Annotated in this window: 26 protein-coding genes and 1 pseudogene; 21 read left to right on the forward strand and 6 right to left on the reverse strand. The window is 43.2% G+C overall.

The features are described 5' to 3' along the window. The first annotated feature begins 115 nt into the window (after positions 1 to 115). Together MMB75_RS09335 and MMB75_RS09340 are read left to right on the forward strand one after the other, a co-directional pair. Positions 116 to 1885 carry an ABC transporter substrate-binding protein gene (locus MMB75_RS09335; RefSeq protein WP_230681842.1) on the forward strand — a complete coding sequence of 590 codons (1770 nt, stop codon included), beginning with the start codon at positions 116 to 118 and terminating at the stop codon, positions 1883 to 1885. Positions 1886 to 2228: 343 nt separating this feature from the next. After that, positions 2229 to 3923, forward strand: a complete 1695-nt coding sequence (locus tag MMB75_RS09340; protein ID WP_045243936.1) for a methyl-accepting chemotaxis protein — start codon at positions 2229 to 2231, stop codon at positions 3921 to 3923. A gap of 99 nt (positions 3924 to 4022) precedes the next feature. On the opposite strand, the gene MMB75_RS09345 is transcribed toward MMB75_RS09340, so the two are convergent. The 3 genes from MMB75_RS09345 to MMB75_RS09355 form a co-directional block, all read right to left on the reverse strand. Continuing rightward, positions 4023 to 4433, reverse strand: a complete 411-nt coding sequence (locus tag MMB75_RS09345; RefSeq protein ID WP_019686855.1) for a DUF4183 domain-containing protein — start codon at positions 4431 to 4433, stop codon at positions 4023 to 4025. An 89-nt stretch (positions 4434 to 4522) separates the two neighbouring features. Then, the gene (locus MMB75_RS09350; protein WP_045243935.1) at positions 4523 to 5335 is read right to left on the reverse strand and encodes a DNA alkylation repair protein; all 813 of its coding nucleotides are present in this window, start codon (positions 5333 to 5335) and stop codon (positions 4523 to 4525) included. A gap of 75 nt (positions 5336 to 5410) precedes the next feature. After that, positions 5411 to 6085, reverse strand: coding sequence for a Crp/Fnr family transcriptional regulator (locus MMB75_RS09355; RefSeq protein ID WP_045243934.1), 675 nt, complete (start codon positions 6083 to 6085; stop codon positions 5411 to 5413). Between the two features lie 197 nt (positions 6086 to 6282). Here MMB75_RS09355 and MMB75_RS09360 point away from each other — a divergent pair, with 197 nt between their 5' ends. The 5 genes from MMB75_RS09360 (at position 6283) to MMB75_RS09380 (ending at position 11439) form a co-directional block, all read left to right on the forward strand. After that, positions 6283 to 7365, forward strand: coding sequence for an ankyrin repeat domain-containing protein (locus MMB75_RS09360; RefSeq protein ID WP_045243933.1), 1083 nt, complete (start codon positions 6283 to 6285; stop codon positions 7363 to 7365). Continuing rightward, a complete protein-coding gene (locus MMB75_RS09365) occupies positions 7349 to 7549 on the forward strand; it encodes a hypothetical protein (protein ID WP_019686859.1) in 201 nt (66 codons plus the stop codon). The genes MMB75_RS09360 and MMB75_RS09365 overlap by 17 nt, the downstream gene beginning before the upstream one ends. Before the next feature lie 233 nt (positions 7550 to 7782). Beyond that, positions 7783 to 8529, forward strand: coding sequence for a DeoR/GlpR family DNA-binding transcription regulator (locus MMB75_RS09370; protein ID WP_016819655.1), 747 nt, complete (start codon positions 7783 to 7785; stop codon positions 8527 to 8529). A 2-nt stretch (positions 8530 to 8531) separates the two neighbouring features. Next, positions 8532 to 9443, forward strand: a complete 912-nt coding sequence (gene pfkB, locus MMB75_RS09375) for a 1-phosphofructokinase (RefSeq protein ID WP_016819656.1) — start codon at positions 8532 to 8534, stop codon at positions 9441 to 9443. A gap of 67 nt (positions 9444 to 9510) precedes the next feature. Next, entirely contained in the window at positions 9511 to 11439 is a 1929-nt protein-coding gene (locus MMB75_RS09380; RefSeq protein ID WP_016819657.1) for a PTS fructose transporter subunit IIABC, read from the forward strand. Positions 11440 to 11563: 124 nt separating this feature from the next. Here MMB75_RS09380 and MMB75_RS09385 read toward each other — a convergent pair whose 3' ends face one another. Then, complete coding sequence (locus tag MMB75_RS09385; RefSeq protein WP_045243932.1) at positions 11564 to 12454, reverse strand: LysR family transcriptional regulator; 891 nt, start codon at positions 12452 to 12454, stop codon at positions 11564 to 11566. A gap of 112 nt (positions 12455 to 12566) precedes the next feature. Between MMB75_RS09385 and MMB75_RS09390 the strand changes: the two genes are divergently transcribed. From MMB75_RS09390 to MMB75_RS09420, 7 genes are all read left to right on the forward strand, one after another. Next, the gene (locus MMB75_RS09390; RefSeq protein WP_045243931.1) at positions 12567 to 12953 is read left to right on the forward strand and encodes a tautomerase family protein; all 387 of its coding nucleotides are present in this window, start codon (positions 12567 to 12569) and stop codon (positions 12951 to 12953) included. Continuing rightward, the gene (locus tag MMB75_RS09395; RefSeq protein ID WP_016819660.1) at positions 12950 to 13285 is read left to right on the forward strand and encodes a carboxymuconolactone decarboxylase family protein; all 336 of its coding nucleotides are present in this window, start codon (positions 12950 to 12952) and stop codon (positions 13283 to 13285) included. The genes MMB75_RS09390 and MMB75_RS09395 overlap by 4 nt, the downstream gene beginning before the upstream one ends. A gap of 242 nt (positions 13286 to 13527) precedes the next feature. Then, the gene (gene licT / locus MMB75_RS09400; RefSeq protein WP_019686863.1) at positions 13528 to 14385 is read left to right on the forward strand and encodes a BglG family transcription antiterminator LicT; all 858 of its coding nucleotides are present in this window, start codon (positions 13528 to 13530) and stop codon (positions 14383 to 14385) included. Positions 14386 to 14568: 183 nt separating this feature from the next. Further along, positions 14569 to 16449: a beta-glucoside-specific PTS transporter subunit IIABC gene (locus MMB75_RS09405; RefSeq protein ID WP_045243930.1), complete on the forward strand. Its 1881-nt coding sequence runs from the start codon at positions 14569 to 14571 to the stop codon at positions 16447 to 16449. A gap of 74 nt (positions 16450 to 16523) precedes the next feature. Continuing rightward, positions 16524 to 17933 (forward strand): glycoside hydrolase family 1 protein, encoded by a 1410-nt coding sequence (locus tag MMB75_RS09410; RefSeq protein ID WP_045243929.1) that lies wholly within the window; start codon positions 16524 to 16526, stop codon positions 17931 to 17933. A 135-nt stretch (positions 17934 to 18068) separates the two neighbouring features. Next, positions 18069 to 18971, forward strand: a complete 903-nt coding sequence (locus MMB75_RS09415; RefSeq protein WP_044785462.1) for a LysR family transcriptional regulator — start codon at positions 18069 to 18071, stop codon at positions 18969 to 18971. 123 nt (positions 18972 to 19094) lie between these two features. Further along, the gene (locus MMB75_RS09420) at positions 19095 to 20234 is read left to right on the forward strand and encodes a 5-methyltetrahydropteroyltriglutamate--homocysteine S-methyltransferase (RefSeq protein ID WP_017425888.1); all 1140 of its coding nucleotides are present in this window, start codon (positions 19095 to 19097) and stop codon (positions 20232 to 20234) included. Positions 20235 to 20358: 124 nt separating this feature from the next. Here the strand turns inward: MMB75_RS09420 and MMB75_RS26220 are convergent. Then, positions 20359 to 20445 (reverse strand): annotated as a pseudogene (locus MMB75_RS26220) (hypothetical protein); the annotation flags it as partial. A gap of 623 nt (positions 20446 to 21068) precedes the next feature. Between MMB75_RS26220 and MMB75_RS09430 the strand changes: the two are divergent. The 4 genes from MMB75_RS09430 to MMB75_RS09440 all read left to right on the forward strand — a co-directional run bounded on the left by MMB75_RS09430 (position 21069) and on the right by MMB75_RS09440 (position 24206). Then, the gene (locus MMB75_RS09430) at positions 21069 to 21524 is read left to right on the forward strand and encodes a YciI family protein (protein ID WP_045243928.1); all 456 of its coding nucleotides are present in this window, start codon (positions 21069 to 21071) and stop codon (positions 21522 to 21524) included. Positions 21525 to 21863: 339 nt separating this feature from the next. Next, positions 21864 to 22349 (forward strand): S16 family serine protease, encoded by a 486-nt coding sequence (locus tag MMB75_RS26225; RefSeq protein WP_194843093.1) that lies wholly within the window; start codon positions 21864 to 21866, stop codon positions 22347 to 22349. Continuing rightward, positions 22318 to 23193 carry a hypothetical protein gene (locus tag MMB75_RS09435; protein ID WP_045243925.1) on the forward strand — a complete coding sequence of 292 codons (876 nt, stop codon included), beginning with the start codon at positions 22318 to 22320 and terminating at the stop codon, positions 23191 to 23193. The genes MMB75_RS26225 and MMB75_RS09435 overlap by 32 nt, the downstream gene beginning before the upstream one ends. Positions 23194 to 23843: 650 nt before the next feature. After that, a complete protein-coding gene (locus MMB75_RS09440) occupies positions 23844 to 24206 on the forward strand; it encodes an ATP-grasp domain-containing protein (protein WP_145958747.1) in 363 nt (120 codons plus the stop codon). Between the two features lie 356 nt (positions 24207 to 24562). Here MMB75_RS09440 and MMB75_RS09445 read toward each other — a convergent pair whose 3' ends face one another. After that, the gene (locus tag MMB75_RS09445; protein ID WP_045243923.1) at positions 24563 to 24901 is read right to left on the reverse strand and encodes a helix-turn-helix domain-containing protein; all 339 of its coding nucleotides are present in this window, start codon (positions 24899 to 24901) and stop codon (positions 24563 to 24565) included. A 150-nt stretch (positions 24902 to 25051) separates the two neighbouring features. On the opposite strand from MMB75_RS09445, the gene MMB75_RS09450 reads away from it, so the two are divergent. The 3 genes from MMB75_RS09450 to MMB75_RS09460 all read left to right on the forward strand — a co-directional run bounded on the left by MMB75_RS09450 (position 25052) and on the right by MMB75_RS09460 (position 26398). Next, entirely contained in the window at positions 25052 to 25525 is a 474-nt protein-coding gene (locus MMB75_RS09450) for a hypothetical protein (RefSeq protein ID WP_045243922.1), read from the forward strand. A 100-nt stretch (positions 25526 to 25625) separates the two neighbouring features. Beyond that, positions 25626 to 25724 (forward strand): hypothetical protein, encoded by a 99-nt coding sequence (locus tag MMB75_RS09455; RefSeq protein ID WP_014599622.1) that lies wholly within the window; start codon positions 25626 to 25628, stop codon positions 25722 to 25724. 224 nt (positions 25725 to 25948) lie between these two features. Further along, positions 25949 to 26398 carry a DUF6386 family protein gene (locus tag MMB75_RS09460; RefSeq protein WP_045243921.1) on the forward strand — a complete coding sequence of 150 codons (450 nt, stop codon included), beginning with the start codon at positions 25949 to 25951 and terminating at the stop codon, positions 26396 to 26398. The last annotated feature ends 95 nt before the right edge of the window (positions 26399 to 26493 follow it).

The following is a 26493-nucleotide window of genomic DNA, read 5'->3' on the forward strand; positions in this document are numbered from 1 at the left end:
CTACAGACTTCCGGTCAGTGCGTTTTTATATACTGTACGCGGAAGTGCGCGGGTATGGTTAGATGACAGTGTTCATAGGGTGGATCGTTTTCATGTCCTGCATGGGGGAAAAGGAATGTGCCTGAGCGTCATGACGGAGGATGTGCTTGAATATTACATCATTCTGTACAAGGCAACTTTGGCCCTACCTGGTCGGAAGGAGATCGCACAATTGCTGGAAAAGGGAAATCCTTTTCAGAATCAGTATGCTTTCGCACCTCATTACCCGCTGCCCCTGTATGATAAAGTAAAGCTGTTGGAGCAAGAATGGCATAAGGGATCGGGACTTGGTAAACTGCACGTCAAAGCTTTATTTCATCATTTTGTATTCGAATTGTTGCATCAATTGGATCGACAAGGTATTCAGCCTCTTAAGCCTGACCTAGTAGCGCAAGCTGTAACTTATATTTGTGAGCATTTTAGTCGGTCTATAACACTAGAGTCCATTGCGGAGGAGCTAGAGTGCAGTAGCGGACATTTATCAAGGCTGTTCAAAAGTAAAATGCATACCAGTCCAATTCATTACTTGGGCCAGATACGGGCAAATCGAGCGGCAGAGCTGCTAATGCAGACGGATGCCACTTTGCAGGAGATCGCAGAGCGTGTGGGATATCCAGATGCTCATTCATTAAGTCGCAGCTTCAAGAAATATAAGGGACTATCTCCTATACGATTCAAAAAAGAACGGCAGCAGCATATCCAGGCGCAAGATCAGGATATGCCCCAAACGAAGCTTAAATATGCCCTTCAGCGGACAGCTTTCACCCGTTATACTGATATTGATTATCAATATCGGTATCATGCGAAAGGGGATTTATTCATGCACGGAAGAGGCAAAATTACAGCAATGATGATCATGTTGTGCTTATCATTGATGCTGGGAGCCTGCTCAGCTCCGACGAATACAAATGGAAGCTCGCAAACGAAAGCCAATCATACAGCGACATCATCCAACAGCGATGGACAAGCGGCAGTACAAGCACAGACCAGAACGGTTAAGACACTAAAAGGCGATGTGGAAGTACCTGCTAACCCGAAACGAGTAGCATCGGATCAGTATATGGGTCATCTTTTAAAACTGGGGATTATACCTGTAGGGGTCAGAAGCTTTATGTTGAATGAGGCTTGGATTGATCAATCGGGATATCCCAAAGAGAAGTTAGCCGGAATCAAAGATCTCGGGGATTTTCCTATGGATTTGGAGGAACTGACCGTACTGCAACCGGATTTAATTATCGGCTCAATTGAAAAGAACATCGACAGCTACCAGAAGGTAGGAACGACTGTGTTCCTGCCGTATTGGGAGGGTGAATCTACAGCGGGACCACTGGATAAATTCCGCAGAATCAGTGAAATATTTGGTAAGCAGAAAGAAGCCGAGCAGTGGATTGCTGAATATGAGAAGAAAGTTGCAGAGGCTAGAACTAAAATTGACGGTATTATTAAAGATGGAGAGACGGTTTCGATCGTACAAGTCGCCAATAAATCAATCTATGTTTTAGCGGCGAAAGGCGGTAACTACGGAAGTCCAACCATATATCAAATGCTACAGCTGCCACCCACTAAGAAAGCATTGAATATGAAAGAAGGATTTGAAAATATTTCGCTTGAGGTTTTACCCGAGTATATGGGAGATCACATCTTTGTATATGGCTCAGAAGATGAAGGGGCCAATCAGATTCTACATAGTGAGCTATGGAAGGGTCTTCCGGCTGTAAAAAAAGGACAGGTGTACATGTACGGTTCATTCAGCGATAAAGGGGATGAGTTTGTGATGGAAGATCCCTATTCGCTGGAGCTTCAACTGGACACTATAGTTAATCTCTTATTAGCCCACAAAAAATAAAACTGGATGTAGCTTAAACAAATCGGTGCATTTTCCTGATGGAATAACTTGATTGATAGAAAAATAGACCGCTAAAGACAAGGGTAAACCTCTGTGTTTAGCGGTTTTTTATCGTATTTTATGTAGGCTTTTACATCAGTCCCTTATTGGTAGTTATCATGGTGTCATGAACGACTGCGCTGCAACGTTCCCGTTTACAAAAAACAGCGACAAATCTCACATAAAACGACATATTCCGACACTGGAATGCCATATTATTAGTAAGTGTTGATAGGCTATAATCGTAGCAGTGAAAACTGATTGTCATAAAAATTTATTAGAGTCAGGATTGGTGGTTCAAATAATGAAGCTCGCAACAAAATTAACCTGGATGATGCTCATCATGTTCCTCCTCGTAGGCTCCTCCATTGGATACTTCGGATATCGTACCGCTTACCATCAAGTGGATGAAGCTGCAGGGATCGAGCTGGTGGGCTGCGCCAATATTACGACAGGTCTTATAGATCCCGCGGATATATCGGGTCTGGTCAGTGGAGATAAGAGCAAACTTACTGCCATTGAAAAGCGAATTGGCTGGATCGTAGCACATAAGCCTATTTTTAAAGAGGCTTTCATCATGTCTTTAGATGGAAAAATTCTGGCCGCCGACGCCAACCTCAAGCAAAGAGGCTACCAAGCTGGCGATTCCTTCTATTTCACGGATGAAGACAAAGAAATGATAACTACGATGAAGCATTCAGCATATTCCAAGGTTTATACATATGAAGGAACCTCGCTTAAAACTGGTTATGGTCCCATTTACCAGGATCATGATCCCACCAAGCCCATTGTTGCACTGATGGCCATCAATTTTGACGGCTCATTAATTCAGGAACGGACGTTGGATATTATTGTTCATCCCTTTATTATTGGCGGTTCTATTTTTATCGTGGCTATCCTTGTTGCTTACCTGTTGATTCGCCATATGGTAAGTCCGCTTACCAAGCTGTCAGCCTCTGTGAATACCATTGCCAAGGGCGATCTTACCCATGAACCACTTCTTTTCAAAAGCAAGGATGAAATCGGGACTCTGGCCCGCGACTTCAACGATATGACAATGAATTTACGCAACCTGATCACTCAGGTCAATGACACCTCTATACTGGTCGCTTCTTCCTCTCAGGAGTTGTCAGCCAGCGCACAAGCAACGAACCGTGCTGGGGAGCACAGCGTGAATGTTACGATTGAGCTAACAGATGGGGCGCATACCCAATTACAGAATCTAGAAGAAAGCTACAAAGCGGTTCAGGATATATCTCGCTTCATCAGCGATATTGCGGGCAATGCAGACATCGCAAGGAACAAGGCAGTCGATAATGTCCAGAAAGCACGTCTTGGTCGGGAATCGATGGATTCCACCACCTCCCAAATGGGAGTTGTGAGTGAAAGTATCGGCGATCTCTCAAGCATTATTAATACGCTTGGCAGCCACTCCAAGGAGATTGAGAACATTGTCGGCACCATCGCCAGTATTGCCGAGGAGACTAACTTACTATCTCTAAATGCAGCGATAGAAGCTGCCCGCGCTGGAGAAGAAGGCAGGGGCTTTGTCGTTGTCGCTGACTCTGTCCGCAAGTTGGCCGAACGTTCAGCCACATCCGCCACACAAGTTAGTGAGCTGATCAGTTTGATTATCGCCCAAATGGACAAGGCGGGACAAAATGTGAAGCGTTCCACGGACGAAATGCTGCAAGGGAAAGCGTTGATTATATCGGCCGGACGTTCCTTCTCCGAGATTGAAGCCTCCGTTTCTGATGTCTCTTCCCAAAGTGAGCAAATATCAGCTACAGTTCGGGATTTGGCACTGATCTCTGAAGGGCTCGTTCAAGCCATTCAGAATACCGTGCTCGTCTCTAACCATACAGCTAAAGGGGCAGAATCTCTATCGGCTTCTTCAGAGCAACAGCTTGTTGCTATGCAAGAAGTGGAATCCTCCGCAGAGCTCCTCTCATCACTGGCCGAGAAGCTTCAGGTACTTGTAGAGAACTTCAAGATTTAAAATTTTTTTTAATTGTGTAACGGGAAAAACCATCTGTATTCATCAAGGATAAGCCCTGTGTTTGGCGTTTTTTTAAGTGGAATTTGCGATAGTTTTCCTTCAGTCGCTTATTGTGGTCGTTACGGTGACGTTGTTGACAGATGTTGAGGAAGCGCTGGTGTTGAAATTGATCACCTCAATAACTACGGTAGCGCCAACTAACAAGCCAGTATTTATGATTAGATTAGTAGGAGAAAGTGTCGTTAGTCCGCCTCGCTGCAACGTTCCATTCACAAATACATTGTAGTAACCGTTACTGGTCGGAACCAGCAGACTGTTTGCCGCAACTGAAGTCCCACTATCATTCGTAAAATTTTGTGCCGGGATGGTGGTCACTCCCCCTAGGATGTTGCCGAGCACAACAACGGCTGTGTACCGATTGACAATTGGAGTGACATTTATATTCGTGGTGATCGCAATGTTCCCAGATACAACACTGTCTGCTTCCAGATAGATTCGGATAATAGACATAGGAATTCCTCCATTCCTAATATTCCAGATGTATCTCATAGTTTATGTAAATATTCTAGCTATGGATTGGATGGGGAGGAGTCTCCAGATTATTTCATTTTGTTCAAGCTTCTTTGTGCCCGAGTTACTATTCGCTTCGTTTCCTTTGTATCTGAAGCCAACAGCCATGTATCACATACCTGAATTACCCATTCCGGGTTAGTTTTGCTGGCATCATTCAGCCAATTGCTCACCGAGTCTTGAACATATTTGACAGGGTCAGATTGAACCACTTCCAAAAGTGGAAGGGCTAACTCGGGATGTTCTTTTAGTTCAGGGATGTGTTTGGCCCAAACGCCTTGTGGCCGGGTTAATTCTATAGCAAAACGACGTATGTTAGCATCCTTGTTTCGCATCCAGCTGTTTAACAGCACAAGCGCCTCATCCAGTTGCAAGGATATAGGTTCTCTCATTGCCATCCAGGCAATTTCACGTACTCCGAAATGGGAATCTGCTGCAAATGGTCGAATACCAGCTAATTTTTCTTCTAGACTTAAACGGGAATCTACCCCGATGATGTAGGCAGCCCAGCAGCGAATGCTATCTGAAAGATGAGAGGCCATCGCGTCATAGATACGAGTACGCTCTTCTAACGTTTGTTGCTCAAACACATAAAGCCATGCTTGTGCTATTGCGGGTATTACTTTCATGATCTTTTTTTCCTTCAGATGATCCAATTCAGTCAAGAAGACATTGAATGATCGCTGCAATCCAAACTCATCAAGAGCGTTCCGCAGAAGTACAACATGATCTACAGCCAGCCATTCGGTAAGATTCACAGTCTCAAGTTGTCCCTGTTGTAGCAATTGAAGTACATCAGTAGGGATATCTGTTCTTTTGCGAGCCCCTTTGCGGTGTAGCATTTCATCACTCCATATCGTATATTTGCTGGTAGGTATACGATAATTCTTTTGTCAGGAGGAAAGATGTAATGTAGCTTACAACTTCATTAGCTTTTGGCGATGGATATAAATTGTCTTAAAGCCGGTCTTAATGACCCTTTCTTTGACGAGCTCCTGTAGAGCGGTTGTTACAGCCTCACGGGTGGCTCCAACCAAATGTGCTATTTCCTGGTGAGAAAGCGGGAAATCAATTTTGTAATACTCATCATGACTTTGAAGGGCAAATTGATCGCATAATTTTAAAAGAACATATAAAATTTTATCCTGTAAATTTCCCAAGGCTAAATGCTGGGCCAGACTGCTCATTCCTGAGATTCGGTCACTTAGCACCTTGATCATGTTCATCATAAACCGGGGATGTTGTATTAAAAAATGCTCAAACCGGTCTTTGTCCATCCGGCAGATATCGCATTCTTCTATCGTTTCTATATACATATCCCTTGTCCCTAATGAAATCATATCCATTTCACCAAATACATTCCCCTCATTGAGGATATCCAAAGTAAATTGCTTCCCGTCAGCATTTAGCTTATATAGACGTACTTTTCCCTTCTTCACAAAATAAAGCCCTTCGGAAAAGGTATCTGGGGTTTGAATAAATGTATTTTTTGGTAGAGTCGTAATGGAGGTCATTTGATCCATTTCAATCAAATCTTCTCGTGAGAGACTATGCAGCAAATTGAATTGGGATAAGTATTGAATGCTATTCATATGTTCTCCTTTTCGTTACATCGAGTATAAAGAATCAACTACAATTATAGCTTCTATAAGGCATATTCACCTATACTCTCAATTGTTTGCATTAGAGTGAGCAATAAACTAGGGAGTCAGGCGGATTTAAGTAAACGGAAGATTGGTATAAAATAGATGTACATGAATAGCAGATACATAAATAGTGAGGGTATACGATGATCCAATTAAAAGATATCGGCAAATTTGACGTTCTTCCAGAAATCGCAATGCATATTGTAGAAGGCAATATATCGGCATTACGCCAAGCGCTGACCGAAGGCTGGGATATAGAACAAGAAATTAAACTCAGCAAATATTCGACGTTAAGTCCATTAGACCTTGCGCTTATTTGCGAGCGATTGGATGTGTTGAAGCTGTTGGTGGAGCAGGGAGCTCAGCTCAATGCGAAAGATCGCCCTGCATTTTTAACAGCTGTTCGCTACTGCTCAGAAGAGATTGTCCGCTATGTGGTTGCCCATGGTGCTAAGCTGGATGGGAAAAATCAGGTCAAAGCCGGTGCTTATGAGCAAGCCTATTATGGCAATAAAAAGAATATCTTGCTGATTCACGAACTTGGCCTCGATATAAAGCAGCACGGTGGGGCAACGCTGCGCAACGCAGTTAGTAACCATGATCTGAACACCGTGGCACTACTGTTGGAGCATGATGCGGATATTAATTACAATGCCCCTAATATGGTATATCCCTATAAAGCGACTCCTTTAACTGTGGCAGCACGAAATAATGATTTTGCGATGGTTAAGTACCTGGTAGAGTATGGAGCTGATGTGACACTGGCAGAAAAGGATGGAGATCGGGCATATACGATTGCTGTTAGCAATAAGAACGTGGAAATGGCCGAATATCTAAAGTCTGTGGAACCACCAGCGTTTCATAATCTGGAGAATAAACGACATACCTTAAAAAGCTACAAGCTTCCTGAGGATCTTGTAGCCTTTCTGATGGGAGATCAGCTCCGTGTGGATCTTCAAGAAAATGATTTAGGTATCCAATTTGTTGAGTTCTTCTCTTTCATAGATACGGTTGAGATGAAGGTGGGACGGCAAAAGCTGTTGCGATTGTCTCTAAACGTAGATAACTATTCGGATATCCTTTTGGTGTGGAATCCGAAGCACAAGTGTCTTGGTTATTATGACGAGGAGCATCAAGAATATGCGGATGTATGCAGCTTTGCTGAGTTTCTTGCGCAGCCGGAAGATTATCTAGAGAAGATGATTGAGGGTGAATATTTATCCTAATGAGGTGAGCCATGAATGCGGTATGCACGCAGTCATGGCTCTTGTTGAGTTAATCCAAGCTTGCAGCACTGACCCTCGCGTCCAGGCCATAAGAAAGTTTTATGATTTGCTGGCTGAAGAATCGAGAATTACAGCTACAGCAATCCAGACCGTAGGGAGCAAGGGATATGATGGGGCATATTAAAGTGTCAGAACGTTTTTGAACGTTTACTGCTGAATTCCTATGTAAGAAGAATGAATTTACATAAAAGTAGCTGAATTTTCTTTAAAATGTAAACGCAATCATGCTTATTGGAGCAGGAATTCACCATTTTGTAAAAAAATGAAGTTGGAATGAATTTTTTTGAATCTTTTTGGAGAAAAATGATTGTTTTTTGCTAGGTTTGTGGTACGATAAGAACAGTTGGGGGAATGAAGATGCTGACGGAAGAAAGATACAAGTTAATAATACAGCGCTTACAAGAGCGTGGTGTTGTAAAATTGCAGGAATTGGCTGATCTCTTGGGAGCTTCTGAGTCAACGATTCGGCGTGATTTGATAGATCTTGAAGGCCGTCAGTTGTTAAAGCGGATTCATGGCGGGGCAACCTTGCTGAATCAGAAAAGTCAGGAACCTGGCATGGAAGAAAAAACATTCAAAAACGTTCAACAAAAAAACGCAGTCGCTCGTATGGCAGCCAAAGAAATTTTGGATGGTGAATGTATCTATCTGGATGCGGGAACAACAACGATGGCGATGATTCCTTACATTGAAGCTAAAGACGTGACGGTCGTGACGAATGGTCTCTCCCACGTAGAAGCACTGGTAAGCAAACGAATTAGAAGCTATCTACTGGGAGGGATGATGAAAATTCATACCAAAGCCGTAATCGGGAGTATTGCCCTACAGAATTTGGACAATTTCCGATTCGACAAGTGCTTTCTGGGAACGAACGGGGTAGACGTGGAGATGGGGTATACCACTCCTGATCCTGAAGAGGCGCTGATCAAGCGGCGTGCCCACCAGCTATCCGGCAAAACATATGTGTTGGCCGATTCCAGCAAAATTGGAGAAGTAACCTTCGCCAAATTGTTCGAACTCAAGGAAGCTATCCTTATTACTGAATCGGTGCCGGAACGTTCACGCCGATCCATCGCACAGAAAACTAAGATAATCGAGGGATAACGATGATATATACAGTAACGCTGAACCCTTCCATTGATTATATCGTGGAAGTTGACGATTTGAAGCTTGGTGATTTGAACCGGATGAAACGTGATTTAAAACTGCCAGGTGGCAAGGGAATTAATGTATCACGTGTACTAAACCAGTTGGGGGCAGACAGCACGGCGATTGGTTTTCTCGGAGGGTTCACAGGCAGGTTTATCGACGATACATTGCGGGAAGAATCCATTAAAACTGATTTTGTAATGATCGAAGATGATACACGGATCAATATTAAGCTCAAGCATGGTGATGAAACGGAAATTAACGGTTTGGGGCCTGCGATTCGTGAGCAAGAAGCCGATGCATTGGTGCAAAAGCTGGCGAGTCTCCAGAAAAATGACATTGTCGTCTTGTCGGGAAGCATCCCGCCATCCCTTGGAGGGGACTTCTACGAGCGACTGATTCGCGTATGTCAGCAAACCGGGGCTGAATTCGTTATCGACACCACAGGTGAGGCGCTGATGAAGGCCTTGGTTCATAAACCGCTGCTCATCAAGCCGAATCATCATGAGCTGGCTGAGTTGTTTGGCGTAACTATTCATTCTGAGGAGGAGATCGTCACTTACGGTCGTAAACTACTGGAAGCAGGTGCAAAAAATGTACTCATTTCCATGGCAGGAGAAGGGGCTTTGTTCATTACGGCAGATGAAGTGTATCACGCAAATGTACCGGCAGGAACGGTGAAAAATTCTGTAGGCGCAGGTGATTCTATGATTGCTGGATTCGTGGGTACGCTGGCTCTACATGGCGATCCGATCGAAGCCTTCCGTGCAGGAGTGGCATCCGGAAGCGCAACCGCGTTCTCCGATGATCTGGCTACGAGAGAGAAAATTGAACAATTACGGCCGCAAGTCACGATTTCAAAACGGTAATCTGGCTACAGCATGAGCTTATTATGCGTGTGTCTACACGCTGATCGAACTTAGGAGAGTGTGAACAATGAGAATAACAGACCTGATGATTAAAGAAACGATGATCATGGACCTGCAGGCAACGACAAAGGACGGGGCGATTGAGGAACTCATCACCAGTCTCGAAGCAAGTGGACGTATTAATGACCGGGCCTTGTTCAAAGAAATGATATACAAACGCGAAGCTGAATCCAGCACTGGAATCGGCGGTGGTATTGCGATGCCGCATGCCAAGACGAAAGCCGTGAATGAAGCGACCGTCGTTTTTGCCAAAAGCAGTAAAGGCGTAGAATTCGAATCGCTGGACGGTGAACCCGCGAAGGTATTCTTTATGATTGCAGCTCCAGAGGGAGCAGCAAACACACATCTTCGCACACTGGCTGCCCTTTCTCGGTTGCTCATTGATACTGATTTCATCGACAAGCTGATGAATACACAAACACCGGATGAAGTAACAGAGCTATTTGATACTAAGCAGGCGGAAGAAGAAGCTGCCAAGAAAGCAAAAGAGGCCAAGAAAGAGGCAGCCAAAGCACAGCAAACGCCGGACGTTATCGTTGGCAACCCGGATTCTGACGAGTTTGTAGTTGCGGTGACCGCTTGTCCTACAGGCATTGCGCACACGTTTATGGCTGAAGACGCTCTCATTAAGAAAGCGAAAGAAATGGGTGTAAATATCCGGGTAGAAACGAACGGCTCGGAAGGCGCACAAAACGTACTGACAGCAGATGAAATCCGTCGTGCCAAAGGCGTCATTGTTGCAGCTGACAAGAAGGTTGAAATGGCCAGATTTGACGGTAAACCTGTATTGCAAAGACCGGTAAGTGACGGTATCCGTAAATCTGAAGAACTGATTCGCAAAGCGCTGAACGGCGAAGCGCCAATTTACCGTAGTGAAGGTAAAGGCAACGCTGAAGAGTCAAAAGCCGAGAAGACCAGCGTAGGCAGTAAAATTTACAAGGATTTAATGAACGGGATTTCTCATATGTTGCCATTCGTTGTCGGCGGGGGGATTTTGTTAGCGATTTCCTTCTTGATCGAACAAGTGGCTGGAGAAGATAATGTACTATTCCAATTGCTGCAAACGATTGGCGGAGGAACAGGTGCGTTTCACTTCCTGATTCCGATACTGGCCGGATTTATCGCAATGAGCATTGGAGACCGCCCGGCACTGATGCCAGGTATGGTCGGTGGTTTGATGGCTGTAAACTCCAATGCAGGGTTCCTTGGCGGTCTGGCAGCTGGTTTCATGGCCGGTTATGTAGTTATCTTCCTGCGTAAAGCTTTTGCAGGTCTGCCGAAAGCTCTGGACGGTTTAAAACCAATCTTGTTATACCCTGTATTTGGACTCCTAATTTCAGGCGCGATTATGTTCTACCTGTTCGATCCAATTTTTGGTGGTATTAATACGTGGCTTGTCAATGTTCTGAACAATTTGGGAACTGGTAATGCGGTTATTTTGGGTCTGATTCTGGGCGGAATGATGTCGATCGACATGGGCGGACCTTTCAACAAAGCAGCATACGCATTTTCGATCGGTGTCTTTACTTCCAGCGGTAACACAAACGGGGCTATGATGGCAGCTGTTATGGCAGGCGGTATGGTGCCTCCACTGGCGATCGCACTAGCTTCAACGTTCTTCAAAAATAAATTTACCGAGCAAGAACGCAAGTCTGGCTTGACAAACTATGTACTCGGATTGTCCTTCATTACGGAAGGTGCCATTCCATTCGCGGCTGCTGACCCTCTGCGAGTCCTGACCTCTTGTATTGTAGGCTCGGCGATCGCTGGCGGTCTGACGCAATTCTGGCAAATCAATCTTCCAGCTCCGCATGGCGGAATTTTTGTAGCAGCTCTTGCCAACCATGCGTTGCTATTCTTGCTTGCAGTGGCGATCGGCTCCGTGATTTCCGCGCTCATTCTGGGACTGTGGAAAAAACCAGTTGAAACGAAATAACGAGTATCACAAGAGTATAGAAATTAAAAGAGGAGCCGAACTCCTCTTGGTCTTATCATAGGAAAACCGCTAAACACTCGTATATCGAGGTGTTTAGCGGTTTTTTTATGGGCTCATAATATTTTCAGCTCCAACGGGTGTCATTCCCCACTGTTTTTTTAACCAGCTGCATAAACAGCCTTTGGGCCGAAGTCAGGTATTGTGGGTGCTGATTGTTTTGTAATAGTCCGATGGGAATATTCGGGTCTGTTAACTGGAGAGGGATGGTGACCAGGTCCTTCTGCAAAGGCATTGACGACAGAACCACTCCAACCGAAGGAAACGTATTTACGAATGAAGGTATAGACGAAATTTGACTGACAGTATAAAAAAACGGCATCGACGGGAAGCGGGAAAGTTCTTTCTCCAGTCGTATATGGTACAAGCAGTTCCTACCTCCAACGATAAGCGGATACTCATACAGATCTTCGAGCTGAAGCTCACTTCTTGCCGCAAAAGGGTGACTACGGGACACGATAAAAGCAATTTGTTCGTGATACAGAGGTTCGAAGTGTAGGGAAGGAATGGAGTGAGGTTCTCCAGAGATTGCAGAATCCAGCGTACCGTCCAACAAAGCTTTGGAGAGTGCATCCGTGTTTCCCACTGTAAAGTGGCACGTAATATTCGGTTTATGCTCTCGAAACTGTCGTAGAATCAACGGCAGTGCGATAGTAGCTACCGTTTCAATCACACCGATATGGAGCGTACCAATCTCTTCTTTTTTCAGCGATTTCGCCTGGTCCGTTACAAAATTCCAATGCCGAATAAGGCCGTCAACCTCTTTGGCATACATTTTTCCTGAGGAGGTTAATTCCGCATCCCAGCCTCTTTTAAAAAGCTGAAATCCCAGCTCTTTTTCTAGCCTTTGGATTTGGTTCGTAACTGTAGATTGTGCGTAGTTTAATTTAGCGGCAGCTTTTGAGAAGGTTCCTTCTTCAATAATGGTACGAAACGTAGTTAACTCTTTCAGATCCATATGGACTCATCTCCATCGATAAAATTGAATATGTTTATGATTATTTTCAATTATACAGATGAAGATAAGGAGAGTACAATCATCTTATCCCAACGGATAGGAGAGAATGAATATGCCTTTTGTACGAGTAGGTTATTTGGAGCAACAATACACAGAGCAAGAGCTGCCTGGCATTAGCCGCTGTATCATGAATGCTTTGATTGAACATTTTCAGGTCCCGCCCAAGGATTATTTTCAGGTTTTTCATGCTCATAAGCAAAGCGAATTTTATTATAGTTCCGATTATTTGAATGTACCCAGAACAGATAAGCTGCTCTATATCCAAATTACGATGGGATCGGGTAGAACTACGGAACAAAAAAAGAGTTTTTACCAAAGATTAGCCGAACTCATCTCTATTGAATGCAAGATTAGACCGGAGGATGTATTTGTGACACTGGTAGAGACCGAATTAGAGGATTGGTCCTTTGGCAACGGACTTGCCCAGATGATATTATGAAGCATAAATTAATTAGATCGAGTGTTCGGGAAACGATAGGTGATTTTGCACCCGCTTTTGTAACCTATACGGAGGAGGTTCTTTTTGGAGATGTATGGAGAAGAAGTGAGCTATCTCTTAGGGAACGGAGTCTCATTACAGTTGCCGCTCTGGTAGCGGGGGAGCATGTGAATCAACTTCCTTATCATCTGAACCTGGCCAAGGAGAACGGGATTTCGGAGGAAGAATTGATTGAGGTCATTACACAGCTAGCCTTTTACGTAGGATGGCCGCGGGCAGCCTCAGCAGTTCAGGTTGCCAAAGACATATTTTGCAAAGAAAAAGAACGTTAAGCATCAACTTAAAAACTGCTGAGCACAGGGATTTCGAGTGTTTGGCGGTTTTTTGGCATGATTGTATTGTTATTCTGCTTTGAAAGCGGTATAGTAAGAGTAATTGAATGAGGGGCATAGTGTCCTTCGGGATTGTTACTGATAAGCAGGCGATACCCAAATAATGACTAATGGACTTAGTCGTTATTTGGTTTTTTTTGTTATTCCAACTTTGTTATTACATCAATGAGGTGAGCAGATAGATGATCATCCGGCAAATATTTAACAACAATGTCATTCGGGCCGAAAATCAGGTAGGTCATGAGTTTGTTGTCATAGGGAACGGTCTGGGTTTTAAAAAGAAAAATGGACAAAGGGTCGATGAAGAAAAAATAGAAAAAACCTTTGTATTAAAGTCCGATAAAATTCCACAAAAATTAATTGATCTCATTGGGGAGACATCTGTAGAGTATTTAAAGGTGGCGGATGAAATTGTAGGCAGCGCCAAAAAAGAAATGGGAGATATTTTTAGTGATAATATCTATATTTCGTTGATTGACCATATCCAATTTGCCATCTCTCGATACAGAAAATCCGTGGGACTTAAAAATTCACTGTTATGGCAGATCAAAAAATTTTACAAAAAGGAATTTATGATCGGTATGAATGCATTGGACATCATTCATGCTCAATTTGGCATTCAAATGGATGAGCATGAAGCAAGCTTTATTGCCATGCATTTTGTTAATGCAAGACAAGACGGTCAGGGAATGAAACAAACGGTTGAGATTACAGAGGTCATTGATGACATTTTCAATATTGTAACCGATTACTATCAGATTACACTGGATGAAACCTCATTTAATTATTCGCGATTTATTACACATTTGCAGTACTTTGCTCAACGCTTGCTGAGCAATGAACAAGAGCAATTAGCATCAGGGGATAACTTCTTGTATGACCAAGTCAAAGAAAAATACGAGAGGGCTTTTCAGTGCACCCAATTAATTAATCAATACTTGGAATTAAAGCATGAAAGTGCGATGTCGATTGACGAGAAAGTGTATTTGACGATTCATATACAGCGTGTAACCTCCAGAAATGATTTGGCTGATGCTTAGAAAAAAAAGCTTGCAAACGATTTCGGAGTGTTTTATAGTAGGCTCACAACTTAAATTTAAGGATTGTTACTGATAAGCAGGCGATACCTAAATGAATGGCAGTGATCATTTTCTATGATCATGCAGGCCTTTCGTTTAGGTATTTTTTTGTTTTCAGGCAATCTGCCCAAGAGGAGAATGAACATGGACCATAAGAAAATGGGCGAGGATATCGTACGTCTCGTTGGAGGAGAAGAAAATATTAATGGGCTTGTCCATTGTGCTACACGGCTCCGATTTGACCTGAATGATTCACGAAAAGCTGAAAGAGAAGCGCTTGAGAAACACGAGGGAGTCATTACTGTTGTTGAAAGCGGAGGACAATTTCAAGTCGTGATTGGCAGCCATGTTGCCTATGTATATACGGAAATCATGAAAAACAGGGATTTTGGGTCAGACAACTCTACGGCTCACGAATCCAGCGGAAAGAAGACATCCATCATATCCACAATCTTTGAGGTTATTTCCGGCAGTTTCTCCCCGTTGATTCCGGCGATGGCAGGCTCGGGGATGCTGAAAGCCCTCTTGACGGTTTTAACCTTGCTGGGCTGGATGTCCGCAACAAGTGATACCTATCTGATCCTGTCTGCTGCCGGGAATGCTGTATTTTACTTCTTGCCGATTTTACTAGGGATTACGCTCGGTATAAAGCTAAAGGCGAATCCTTATGTAGCTGGTGTGATCGGTGCAGCTCTCCTGGAACCCAACTTTACGGGACTGATGGACAAAGGTTCTGATGTATCGTTTTTGGGAATACCGGTGGTCATGATGAACTACTCAGCGAGTGTTTTTCCGATATTCATATCTATCAGCATCTATGCGTTGGTAGACAAGTTTTTGAAGAAGATCATTCTTAAGGATTTGCAGCTGTTTTTAGTTCCGATGTTGGCTTTAATGATTATGGTTCCTTTATCTGCACTAGCATTCGGACCGTTTGGTACAACAGTAGGAGATTGGATTTCTTCGGGTGTGACATGGTTAATCGGTGTAAGCGGCATTTTGTCAGGGATTGTGCTTGGCGGTTTTATGACCTTTATGGTCGTCTTCGGACTTCACTGGGGCTTTACCCCGATCACGATTCAAAATATTGGTGTTGGCGGTGATCCGATTGAGGCTATGGCGGCTACGGCTGTATTTGCTCAAATTGGTGTCGCATTCGGTATCTTCCTGAAGGCGAAAAAAGATAAAACACTTAGAACCCTTGCGGGTTCCACGAGCATTACAGGCTTGCTGGCGGGTGTAACAGAGCCGATTGTGTATGGTCTGGTGCTTCGCTTTAAACGAGTCATTCCAATTGTCATTATCGCAGGGGCTATAGGCGGTGCCATCAATGGACATTTTGGAGTGAAAATGACGGCTTATGTGTTTCACAACATTTTTGCGATTCCAGTCTATACGCCGACCTTGGTTTACGTGATTGCCATTGCATGCTCGTTCGCGGTAGCCACGGTGCTGACTCTTATTTTTGGGTATGAAAGCAAAGTGAAGGGGGAGACGGCAGCAACCGTTGAGACCACTAAGACGGAAGAACCTCTACTAGCTGTTACAGCAACTAAGGCTGTTGACATCAAGAAAGAAACGATATACAGCCCGATCACAGGCAAGACTACACCACTGAGCCAAGTGAATGATTCGGCATTTTCTACAGGGGCAATGGGAAAAGGCTTAGCCATTGAACCATCTGTCGGTGAGGTCGTAGCGCCTATTGATGGAGTTGTAACCTCGCTGTTCCCTACAGGACATGCCATCGGCTTGACTTCCAAGGCGGGTACGGAGATATTAATTCATATCGGAATTAACACCGTCGCGCTGAAAGGAAAGCATTTTAATCCGGTCGTTCAAGAGGGAGATATCGTAAAACAAGGGGACTTGTTAATCCAATTTGACAGAGAGCAGATTATAGAAGCAGGGTACGAAATCGTAACGCCTGTCATCGTCACACTGACGAAACATAAAGTGGACGTATTTGAGACCAATCAGGAGCAGATTCAGAAAAATGAAGTATTGCTAACTTTGGTGGTGTAATACAGGAAAGCTCATCCTCACGTACATGAATTGCGAAATCAGAAGGATATAACGATAACTGGAGGGACTATAGCATGAAACATAATCAATTGAAGGCATTTCCTGAAAACTTCTTCTGGGGAGGTTCTACTTCCGCCTATCAAGTAGAGGGTGCATGGGACGAAGATGGAAAAGGACCCTCTGTCATTGACATGGCTAACCACGTCGAAGGAGTCACTGATTTTAAGGTAACCAGTGATCATTACCATATGTTCAAAGAGGACGTAGCTCTGATGGCTGAAATGGGCTTTAAGGCGTATCGCTTCTCGATCGCTTGGACACGCATCTATCCACAAGGCGCGGGTGAAGTCAATCCGAAGGGAATTGCATTTTACAGCTCATTGATTGACGAATTAATTAAATATGGTATTGAACCCATTGTTACTATGTATCATTTTGATCTGCCCTATGCGCTTGAACAACAAGGCGGATGGTCCAAAAGGGAAACGATTGATGCCTTCGAGCAGTATGCCAAAACGTTGTTTGAGAACTTTGGGGACAGAGTCAAATACTGGCTAACCATTAACGAACAAAACATGCTGATTCTCCATCCTGGTTCTATTGGTACATTGGATACAAGTCTGGAAAATCCACAAAAGGTACTGTATCAACAAAATCATCATATGTTAGTTGCGCAGGCGAAGGCAATGGTATTGTGCCATGACATGCTACCTAATGCGAAAATTGGACCAGCACCGAATATTGGGGTCATTTATCCAGCTAGTTCCAAACCGGAAGATACGCTGGCAGCTGACAACTATGCAGCTATTCGCAACTGGCTCTACCTGGATATGGCTGTATTTGGCCGCTACAACCACATTGCCTGGAGCTATTTGGTCGAGAAGGGCTATGAGCCTGTTATTGAAGAAGGGGATATGGATATATTAGCGAAAGGAAATCCAGATTTTATCGCCTTTAACTACTATACCTCTCAAACCGTAGGGGAAAGTTTGGATGATGGAAATGATTTTTCACATACAGGCGATCAGCATGAAATTGTGGGTGAACCCGGAGCATACCGGGGCTCTGTGAACCCCAACCTGCAAAAGACGGAGTTTGGTTGGGAGATTGATCCGGTCGGTTTTAGAAGTACATTACGTCAAATATATTCTCGCTACCACTTGCCTTTAATCGTGACAGAGAACGGCTTGGGTGCATTTGACAAGCTGGAAGAAGGGGATGTAGTAAACGATCCTTATCGTATTGACTTCTTCAAGAAACATATCGAGCAGATTCAATTGGCTATTACAGACGGCGTAGACGTATTCGGCTTCTGTCCGTGGTCTGCGATTGATCTTGTGAGTACCCACCAGGGTTCCAGTAAGCGTTACGGGTTTATCTATGTGGATCGTGAGGAATTTGATCTCAAAGATCTGCGCCGCATTCGTAAACAAAGCTTCTACTGGTATCAAAAGCTGATCGCTACAAACGGTGAAATTCGTTAACTAAAGAAGCAGTGAAAAGCACCTCCTTGAAATGGATGTTACCATTTTGAGGAGGTGTTTCTATTATCCCTTTGCCCAGAAGCGTGATTATGTATTATATAATAGAAGAAACACAAACGGAAAGGACATCATGCATTGACCCTACAACAATTAAAATATGTCATCGAGGTTGCCAATCGTGGCTCCATGAATGAGGCGGCGAAGCGGTTGTTCATTTCCCAGCCCAGTCTGTCGAACGCGATTCGCGATCTGGAGGAAGAAATTCATATCACCATTTTTGAACGTACCAATAAAGGCATTTCTTTGTCCAAAGAAGGCGTGGAATTCCTCGGTTATGCACGTCAGGTTGTTGAGCAGGCGGAGTTGCTGGAAAATCGCTATCTGGATGCCAAGCCTTCACCACAGCATTTTGCTGTGTCCACGCAGCATTATGCTTTTGCAGTAAATGCATTCGTAAATCTGGTGAATCAATATGGACAGGATGAATATGAACTGGCTTTGCGGGAGACCAAAACCCATGAAATCATACAGGATGTCAAAAGCCTGCGCAGTGAGATCGGAATCCTGTATCTGAACGAATTTAACGCCAAGGTCATCAACAAGCTGCTAAAAGATGCAAATCTGCAATTCAACAGCCTGTTTACGGCCAAGCCGCACATCTTTATTAGTGCCAATAATCCGCTATCCCGGCAGTCTAGCGTGACCATTGACCAGCTTCATCCTTATCCATACCTGTCCTTTGAGCAAGGGGAGTACAATTCCTTTCACTTCTCCGAGGAAATTCTGAGTACGTTGTCGCATCCCAAAAGCATTCATGTTAATGACCGGGCGACCCTTTTTAATCTGCTTATTGGCTTGAACGGCTATACCATTTCTACTGGGGTAATTAGTGCGGATCTGAACGGTAACGAGATAATTTCCGTCCCTCTGGAGTGTGATGAGTCTATTAATGTAGGATGGATTTGCCATAAAAACGTCGCGCTCTCCAAGCTGGCTACTGTCTATGTAGAAGCGTTGCATGAGGCGATAGGGGAATAAAAAAGTTTGATATAGCCTTAGGCTATAACTAGCTATAGTTTATTGGAGTTACCTTATAGCTGAAAATGTATGTTATCTTTCTTACAACAACTTCACTACTGAAGCGAAAAAGGAGATAACCTAATGAGCAGCATCCTTGACAATGCATCCCAACGTAAAGTGACCCCTTTCAGACATGACATGGTCGGCAGCTTTTTGCGCCCGCAAGCGATCAAAGACGCCAGAACTCAATTTCAAAATAATGAAATCTCTGCGGACGAGCTGAGAAAGATTGAAGATGAAGAAATTATCAAGCTGGTCGAAAAGCAAAAATCCGTAGGACTTCAAGCTGTGACGGATGGTGAATTCAGACGGTCCTGGTGGCATCTTGATTTTATGTGGGGACTGGACGGCGTGGAAAAGGTACAGCTTGCAAACGGCTACCAATTCCAAGGTGTGGAAACAAGAGCGGAAACCGCACGCTTGTCCGGTAAAATCGGACATTCTCATCATCCTTTCATTGAAGATTTCAAATTCCTGAAGCAAGTCGCAGGAGAGGATGCTATCGCCCGCCAAACGATTCCGGCACCTGCGCAGTTCCTGGCTGAGCTGCTGCGCGGAGAAAATAAAGAAACGACCGATACGTATTACAGCAATCTGGATGAACTGGTGACGGACATTGCCAAAGCCTACAAATCTGTGATCCAAGCGCTGTATAATGAAGGCTGCCGCAGCCTGCAACTGGATGATTGCACATGGGGCATGCTCTGTGATAAAAACTATTGGCAAGCTAGACAGCATGCGGGTGAAAATGTGGAAGATACCAAAAAGCTATTCGCTCGCGTGAATCAGGAAGCCGTGAAGGATCTTCCAGCCGATTTGGTCGTTACAACCCACGTATGCCGTGGTAACTACCATTCCACCTGGGCATCTTCAGGCGGCTATGAGCCTGTAGCCGAAACCCTGTTCGGCATCGATAACATCGACGGCTACTATCTCGAATTCGATACCGACCGTGCGGGTGATTTCACCCCGCTTAAGCATCTGAAAGATGAAAAACAGGTCGTATTGGGTCTCGTTTCCTCCAAAACAGGTGAACTGGAAGACAAACAGACGGTCATTAACCGCATTAAGGAAGCGACTCAATTCGTGGACATTAACCACATCTGCCTCAGCCCACAATGCGGCTTTGCTTCGACAGAAGAGGGCAATATTTTGACCGAAGAGCAGCAATGGAAAAAGCTTGCTTTCATTAAAGAGATCGCGGATGAGATTTGGAAGTAAGGGTTTAGTTTAGGGGAATTGGATTGGAGAGATTTGTAATAAAAAAACTGCACAATTTGGTCATACCCCTGTCAAGTAGACAGAACTAAAAAGACATCTTTAAGCAGCAACCGTTTCTCGGTATTCAATCGGGGAACGGTTGTTTTATTTTTTGAGATCTATTTTCATTATAGAATGAAATGTAATCCCGTACGTGTTGTTCTACCTCCGCTAGGGTTACAAGGTTCCGTTAAATAAATCTTCTCTGTTTTAAGATGGGGAAAGAAGATTCTATACAGGCATTGTCTAGGCAATTTCCACGCCTTGAATGGCTCCCAAGTGCCAAGCCGCTTAAGTTTGCGGTTAAACGGCTTGGAGGTATATTGAAACCCCTGGTCTGAATGGAGAATGACACCCTCCATGTTCACATCTAAGGAGTATTGTTGGAATGATTGTCCCTTTTTAGCCATGAAAAATCCCCTCCGTTCAACAAGATTAGTACATCTTATCAGATGTCTTTTTTCTCTTGTCTACTAGAAGAGTGGTACCATATTTTAGGTATTTTACATTAAATAAAGAATGAAGGTGTTTCTTTAAATATAAAATAAAAATGTTAACTAAAACTCAAATAGGGGATGTACATAACTTACAAGGAAGTCCGGCATATTAAGAAAACAGAAATCGATATAAGTGATATTAAACATAATATGGAGGTGAAAAAAGAATATAAAATACATAAAAAGGAAATTTATAATGACAGCAAGATTGTATATGTATAAAAATCCATTAAAAGCAGAAACTAGGCCTGGGCAACTAAATAAGCAATAAAATAAAACAATAAAAGGAGAATGAAATATGCGAGACCTCTTTTCAGACCTTCTGCACGAGCAGCCCTCAGCTCGAATTTTCTATGGTGATCAAGCATGCGATAAACCAGCAAGCGATAAGGGAAAGGATGCAAGCGATGCGCTTACTATTTTTGGTAGAGGGCAAGCACTAACATCCAATACAAGATATGAGATTAGCGAGGAAAAGAACCCTTATATTGCGATTCTTAAAGAAAAAACGACCCAGAATGAGATTGATCAGAACTTGCTAAACGAACATCTTGCATATCTTCAAAGTTTGACTGAACAAGCTAGCTTGATAATGGCTGGTACGTATGCTTCTAGGGATCAGGAAGTGCTGATGATACAGGCCAAATCACTATTGGAGGCTGCGGAAATTGTCGAGGATGATCCACTTTTTAAAGCAGGCTATTACGCGAAAGCCGACATCGATCAAGTATTATCCAGAATGTGTCCAGAGTAAGAGTAAATAATGCCTATTTCTACACCTCGTGTGATCAAATGATGCAGTATCTAGGCTTAAAGTTCTTGTCGGAGAATGCGACATTGATCCAGGAAGATCTGGTTTTAAAGCAAGCTATTAATGCGAAAGCCAGCACTGGATAATTTCTTGCCCTTATGGTATTTAAGCAACTTAAACCATGTAGTTCCTTTGCACGGGTACAACTGTTGTAGGGGAACTACAAATCGGTATGTAAACTGGTTTATCGATCTTCTTTCGCGAATCATCATGGTTATTTGGAGGATGTTCATGAGGTACTCCCAAGGTTGGTTAGTTGGCCAGGATGGATCCGAGGGATATATGGTTCCATTTGAGATTTGCATACGTCGTGGTGGTACCTATCAAGTCACGACGTCTGGTCCCTTGAATGAAGACCTACTGCAAAGTTTTGTCTTGTGCTCATTCGCCGTTCAGCGTGTCCTTCATGATCTTAACATTACTTTTGAGCCATTTGACTGTCACCTTCACTTTCCTCTCCATAGGATTAATGGTTCTGGAATCTCATGTAGATTGTCATTTACGTATGCTCTTCTCGAGGTATTAGGGGTAAATCTCCGATTTTCTGCGTCAGCAATAGTCTTGACAGGAGACATAAATCTTAACGGGGATGTTTTGCCAGTTGGGGGGATTGCACAAAAAATTAAAACTGTTCGTGCAGCAGGATTTAAGTACTTTATCGTTGCTGATAGGCAACCAGAAGAGTGTAATTTTATGATTCGAGTCCATCATCTCAAAGACTTGATAGGAGGCAGACATGAACTTGATACTTGGCGACAAGACGAATGAACTCCTAAATATGATATACGAGTATCTTTCAAAGTCAAACAAGGGACAGGTCATATGGCTTGACGGACAGGATATTGTAAACGAACTGAAGGTTAATGATGAAATTAACGCAGATAAAACAACTGTCAAATGGTGTTATAGAGGGATGGATATCTCTCCCGAAAGCACCACAGGCGTACTCAACCTGCTCGGTTTTCTTGACCGATCTTTGTTTAATGAATTCACAGAAGAGGATCAGGAATATGCTCAAGCAGAGTTTACATCTTATTTGTTATTTGCACTAAACCAATTTAAAAATGTTTTAAATCCCTCTTGGGGTGCAACTCTGTCTGGGTTTTGCCAGAGCTTACCGTATCAGTGGGCCTTTGTTCAACAGTATACCCAGGATATTCAAGTTCCTCGGGCTTTCTTCGGTTCAATGAAGCATGTGCCCAACGACTTGATCCTAGGATATAACACAATTGCATCTGATAATCCCTTTAATGTTTTGTATTGGAAAATAGGGGTTCCACAAACTCTATCGCATGACGATCATTACCTCTGGTATCATCGTCCACGTGGAAATCCTTTCGTCGTTACAGTCTTAGATAATCACATGTGGATTCAACCACTTCATAATGCCATTCAATACTCTCAAGCTCTCGAAGAAGTGAGCGATCTTTGTTACGCTCTTATGGAGCACTTCCATTTACGATTAGGCGAGATTCTTTTCTTTTATGATGAGAAGGATAAATTATACATATTTGGCAGCATTAGGCCAAACATTGATGTAAGGTATATACCTAGTTCTAGTATCCCTGAATTTTTGCAATTAATTTCTGCTACCTTAAGCTCTCCACCTTGATGTCTCGTTGACTCTATTAGTATTTTGAGGGGTGATACATTATGCAACGAAAAAGCTTTATTACTTCAGAACTACGACCACATGTTCATGGATTTAAAGTCAACGGGCGGTCGTCATCAACAAATGATAGGGAAAATCTAATCCAAAAAGAACAAAAGTCACCCACTATATTGATCATTGCCTCGGAAGAGGACCCAACGGCATCCTACTTTAAGAATTTCGTTCATCAAAACGGTTATTCGGTAGATTTTATGGGTATCGAGGATCCAGGCTGCATCAGCAAGTTTACTTGGAGTACTCAGATAGTTTCGGATCAAGATATATACCCTGGAATCTACTTGCGAGGTGCGACAACAACGTGTGCAAAGATGAATGGGATTCTCGAGGTAATATACGATCTATTGACCTTTTACCCAGGCATTGTTATCAATCGGCCGTCTCGACTTTCTCTGAACTGCTCAAAACCGCTTCAAATGGCGGCTATTACTGGATCAAGTAGTCAAGTTGTGAGGTCAATTCCTACCTCCTTGAGTAACATTTGTAATAGATTTGGAACGACCCCTGCTGATGAAACGATAGTAAAGTCAATTAGCTATATACGATCGGAGGTGGTCACTTTAACCGATACGCGGTTACATAGGGAGGGTGATTTGAATTGCCCTATACAACTGCAACCAAAACTTCAAGGCGCCTGCATCAGGGCGCATGTATGCGGCGAGGAAGTTTATGCAGTACGTATCGACGGAGATGGAGTTGACTATCGGTATGGAGAAAAATTGAGTATGACCAAGTTTGAGCTTCCACAAGACGTGGCAACTTGGTGTATCCAGGCAGCTCGAAGAGAAGGAGTGGAGTTCGCTGGTATCGACTTCATTTACGAGGAAGCAGCTCACTTGTTTCGATGCCTTGAGATTAATCCTACACCAGGCTATCATTCCTTCGAACAGCACTTGATAGATGCCGGTGGAGTTCCGGTTATTTCTAGATGGTTACTACAACGATTACTGAGTTAATTTCAAAGGAAGATAGCACGTATAAATTTGGTGAGAGATCCAGATTATCTCTACACGTATAAAAACAGCTTTAAAACAAAAAGCGCTAAAGGGAGAGTGTAAAGGCTCTAATCCTCTTACGGCTATTTCGTTAAGGATAAGATACTACATCCACGAAATGATGAAACAATGGACGCTGAGAGGAAAATCTTTTCACATATATTCAAGAAGTTGGATTTGAATCCATTGCAAAAAATGGGTTAAGGCGAGTATAGCAGGAAATTTTGGCATGGTTTTGCAATTATAAAATTATTAAAAAATCCTTATTATACAAGGGTTTATTAGGTTTTCATAATTTTGAAAACAAAAAAATCTTTTTAATTTGTAATCTCTCGTATCACATTCCTCGCCAAACGTACTTTCTCTGGACTCGATTTTTTGAGCATTGTAATAATTTCTATAATATCTTCATCAGACTCCACAATTTTGGGGTCCTCGCTTACATATGAAAACAACTGAACTAAGTTTACTTCTAGTGCTTTTGCAATTTTAGCTACATTTATCAAGGAAACATTCTTTTCTCCACGTTCAATCTGCCCAATGTATGTAAAATGAAATCCACCTTTTTCCCCAAGTGCTTCTTGCGAGAGACCTTTTTCTTTGCGTAAAACTCTTATTCTAGCCCCAACTAGCTTTAACACTTCTTTGTCCAGCATACATCTACACCCCTTCATACTAAAAAGTGTAGACAAGATTTTCTTGGGTAAACATGAGATTAAGAATCGTATATTTGTTATTAATTATATCTATAAGTATTACTTTGGAGTATAATAAGACTATTCTTTAAATTCTCTGGAGGAATAGATATGAAAGAAGCTCCTTCTACCTATATTGCAAGTCCCACTCAACCACCCAGACCCGTACAACACCTACATCATTCCATAACCGATTTCCACACCTTAGCCCAATACCATATGAAACTAGCTCAAATTCTTTACAAGCATAACCAACTCCAATGCTGCATTATCCTCTGCGACTGGACGTTAACCTCCATGGTAAAAGCTCTATATATGAAAGAAACTAATAGCATTTTCCCTCCGGGACTTTTGTCCATGGCGGATTTGCTGCACTTATTACATACTGACACCAACCCGGGATTGGATGTTGTTGTATTTATAGGTACCACTCAATTTCTTTCATCCCAGCTAGAAAACCCGCTCCTTCAAAAGATGAAGCAGAAGGATGTGAGCAGGATACTGCGCAGAACCGACGACATTCTCTGCCAGTTGTCATCCCGAGTCATGACTGATTTATCCGAAACGTATCAGGCCATTTTCTAAAAAGCCCCTCCATGGCAAATAAACTTGCCGATTCGCCCGGTCGTTATCCGCTTTTCTACATACGATAAGAGTAAGCTTTAACGCAAGGAGGGATTTAGATATGGGTGAAGTAGGTTACGGTGGAGCATGGACATCCACAGGCGCGATTTTGGTATTGTTCATTTTGCTGGTGATTATCACCAAATCTTTTCTGATCTAACAGCAGGTTCAGATTTTCTAAAATTCACAAAGCGGCCCTTTTTCACGACAGCGTGAGGGAGGGCTTTTTTAATGCAGAATGGATGGTAGCCCTAGTATGTTGTCTGGCCCTGCAAGCATTGTTATACTTTACATACAGGGATATTTTCCCTCAAGTGTATAGCAATTTGGATAGCGGAAGACGTGAGAAAACGGAAATTCGCTGACCATGATCAGGAGGATCGCATGATGAACATGGCAGGTAGTCCATTTCAATTTACGACAGACACGGCGACTCTTTGCCTATTTGATACGCAAGCTCTGAAGCATCGCTTGAACGATGAGCCTGATTGGTGGTCCATCGAAGAGGACGAGCTAGGGGAGTTAAATGCGGGAAACGCTGCTTTTTTGAATCTGGGAGCGGACGGGACGTATGAGGTTGTGATAGCAGAATATATCGAGCAGCCGACGGTGCGGCTGTTTTTGAAGGTACCCTCAGGAAACATATTTATTGGTGCAGGAGAGGAAGCCACAGGTGGTGAGTTGGAACCTGATTGTGTATGGGGAGGGTCATTCCTGTCTGTGCAACCCGGACTTTATGAATGCTTGGCCAGCAGAGAAAATAACCGTATATACCTTTCTTTTAAAAAAGGAAGCGAAGGCAGCAACAGCTTTGCCAGTCTGATTCGATTGTAGATTGTAGGATCAAACTGTAACGGATCAGGCAAGCCGCTTCAACACAGAGAATCTATAATAACCGTGACTGGGAAAATGAAAAAGGCTATCCCCAC

The sequence above is a fragment of the Paenibacillus sp. P2(2022) genome, from assembly GCF_029522175.1.
Classification (GTDB): Bacteria; Bacillota; Bacilli; order Paenibacillales; family Paenibacillaceae; genus Paenibacillus; species Paenibacillus polymyxa.

Coding starts and splice junctions, on each gene's coding strand:
- MMB75_RS09335 (WP_230681842.1), top strand. CDS start 116: ATGTGCCTGAGCGTCATGACGGAGGATGTGCTTGAATATTACATCATT.
- MMB75_RS09340 (WP_045243936.1), top strand. CDS start 2,229: ATGAAGCTCGCAACAAAATTAACCTGGATGATGCTCATCATGTTCCTC.
- MMB75_RS09345 (WP_019686855.1), bottom strand. CDS start 4,433: ATGTCTATTATCCGAATCTATCTGGAAGCAGACAGTGTTGTATCTGGG.
- MMB75_RS09350 (WP_045243935.1), bottom strand. CDS start 5,335: ATGCTACACCGCAAAGGGGCTCGCAAAAGAACAGATATCCCTACTGAT.
- MMB75_RS09355 (WP_045243934.1), bottom strand. CDS start 6,085: ATGAATAGCATTCAATACTTATCCCAATTCAATTTGCTGCATAGTCTC.
- MMB75_RS09360 (WP_045243933.1), top strand. CDS start 6,283: ATGATCCAATTAAAAGATATCGGCAAATTTGACGTTCTTCCAGAAATC.
- MMB75_RS09370 (WP_016819655.1), top strand. CDS start 7,783: ATGCTGACGGAAGAAAGATACAAGTTAATAATACAGCGCTTACAAGAG.
- pfkB (WP_016819656.1), top strand. CDS start 8,532: ATGATATATACAGTAACGCTGAACCCTTCCATTGATTATATCGTGGAA.
- MMB75_RS09380 (WP_016819657.1), top strand. CDS start 9,511: ATGAGAATAACAGACCTGATGATTAAAGAAACGATGATCATGGACCTG.
- MMB75_RS09385 (WP_045243932.1), bottom strand. CDS start 12,454: ATGGATCTGAAAGAGTTAACTACGTTTCGTACCATTATTGAAGAAGGA.
- MMB75_RS09390 (WP_045243931.1), top strand. CDS start 12,567: ATGCCTTTTGTACGAGTAGGTTATTTGGAGCAACAATACACAGAGCAA.
- MMB75_RS09395 (WP_016819660.1), top strand. CDS start 12,950: ATGAAGCATAAATTAATTAGATCGAGTGTTCGGGAAACGATAGGTGAT.
- licT (WP_019686863.1), top strand. CDS start 13,528: ATGATCATCCGGCAAATATTTAACAACAATGTCATTCGGGCCGAAAAT.
- MMB75_RS09405 (WP_045243930.1), top strand. CDS start 14,569: ATGGACCATAAGAAAATGGGCGAGGATATCGTACGTCTCGTTGGAGGA.
- MMB75_RS09410 (WP_045243929.1), top strand. CDS start 16,524: ATGAAACATAATCAATTGAAGGCATTTCCTGAAAACTTCTTCTGGGGA.
- MMB75_RS09420 (WP_017425888.1), top strand. CDS start 19,095: ATGAGCAGCATCCTTGACAATGCATCCCAACGTAAAGTGACCCCTTTC.
- MMB75_RS09430 (WP_045243928.1), top strand. CDS start 21,069: ATGCGAGACCTCTTTTCAGACCTTCTGCACGAGCAGCCCTCAGCTCGA.
- MMB75_RS26225 (WP_194843093.1), top strand. CDS start 21,864: ATGGTTCCATTTGAGATTTGCATACGTCGTGGTGGTACCTATCAAGTC.
- MMB75_RS09435 (WP_045243925.1), top strand. CDS start 22,318: ATGAACTTGATACTTGGCGACAAGACGAATGAACTCCTAAATATGATA.
- MMB75_RS09445 (WP_045243923.1), bottom strand. CDS start 24,901: ATGCTGGACAAAGAAGTGTTAAAGCTAGTTGGGGCTAGAATAAGAGTT.
- MMB75_RS09450 (WP_045243922.1), top strand. CDS start 25,052: ATGAAAGAAGCTCCTTCTACCTATATTGCAAGTCCCACTCAACCACCC.
- MMB75_RS09455 (WP_014599622.1), top strand. CDS start 25,626: ATGGGTGAAGTAGGTTACGGTGGAGCATGGACATCCACAGGCGCGATT.
- MMB75_RS09460 (WP_045243921.1), top strand. CDS start 25,949: ATGATGAACATGGCAGGTAGTCCATTTCAATTTACGACAGACACGGCG.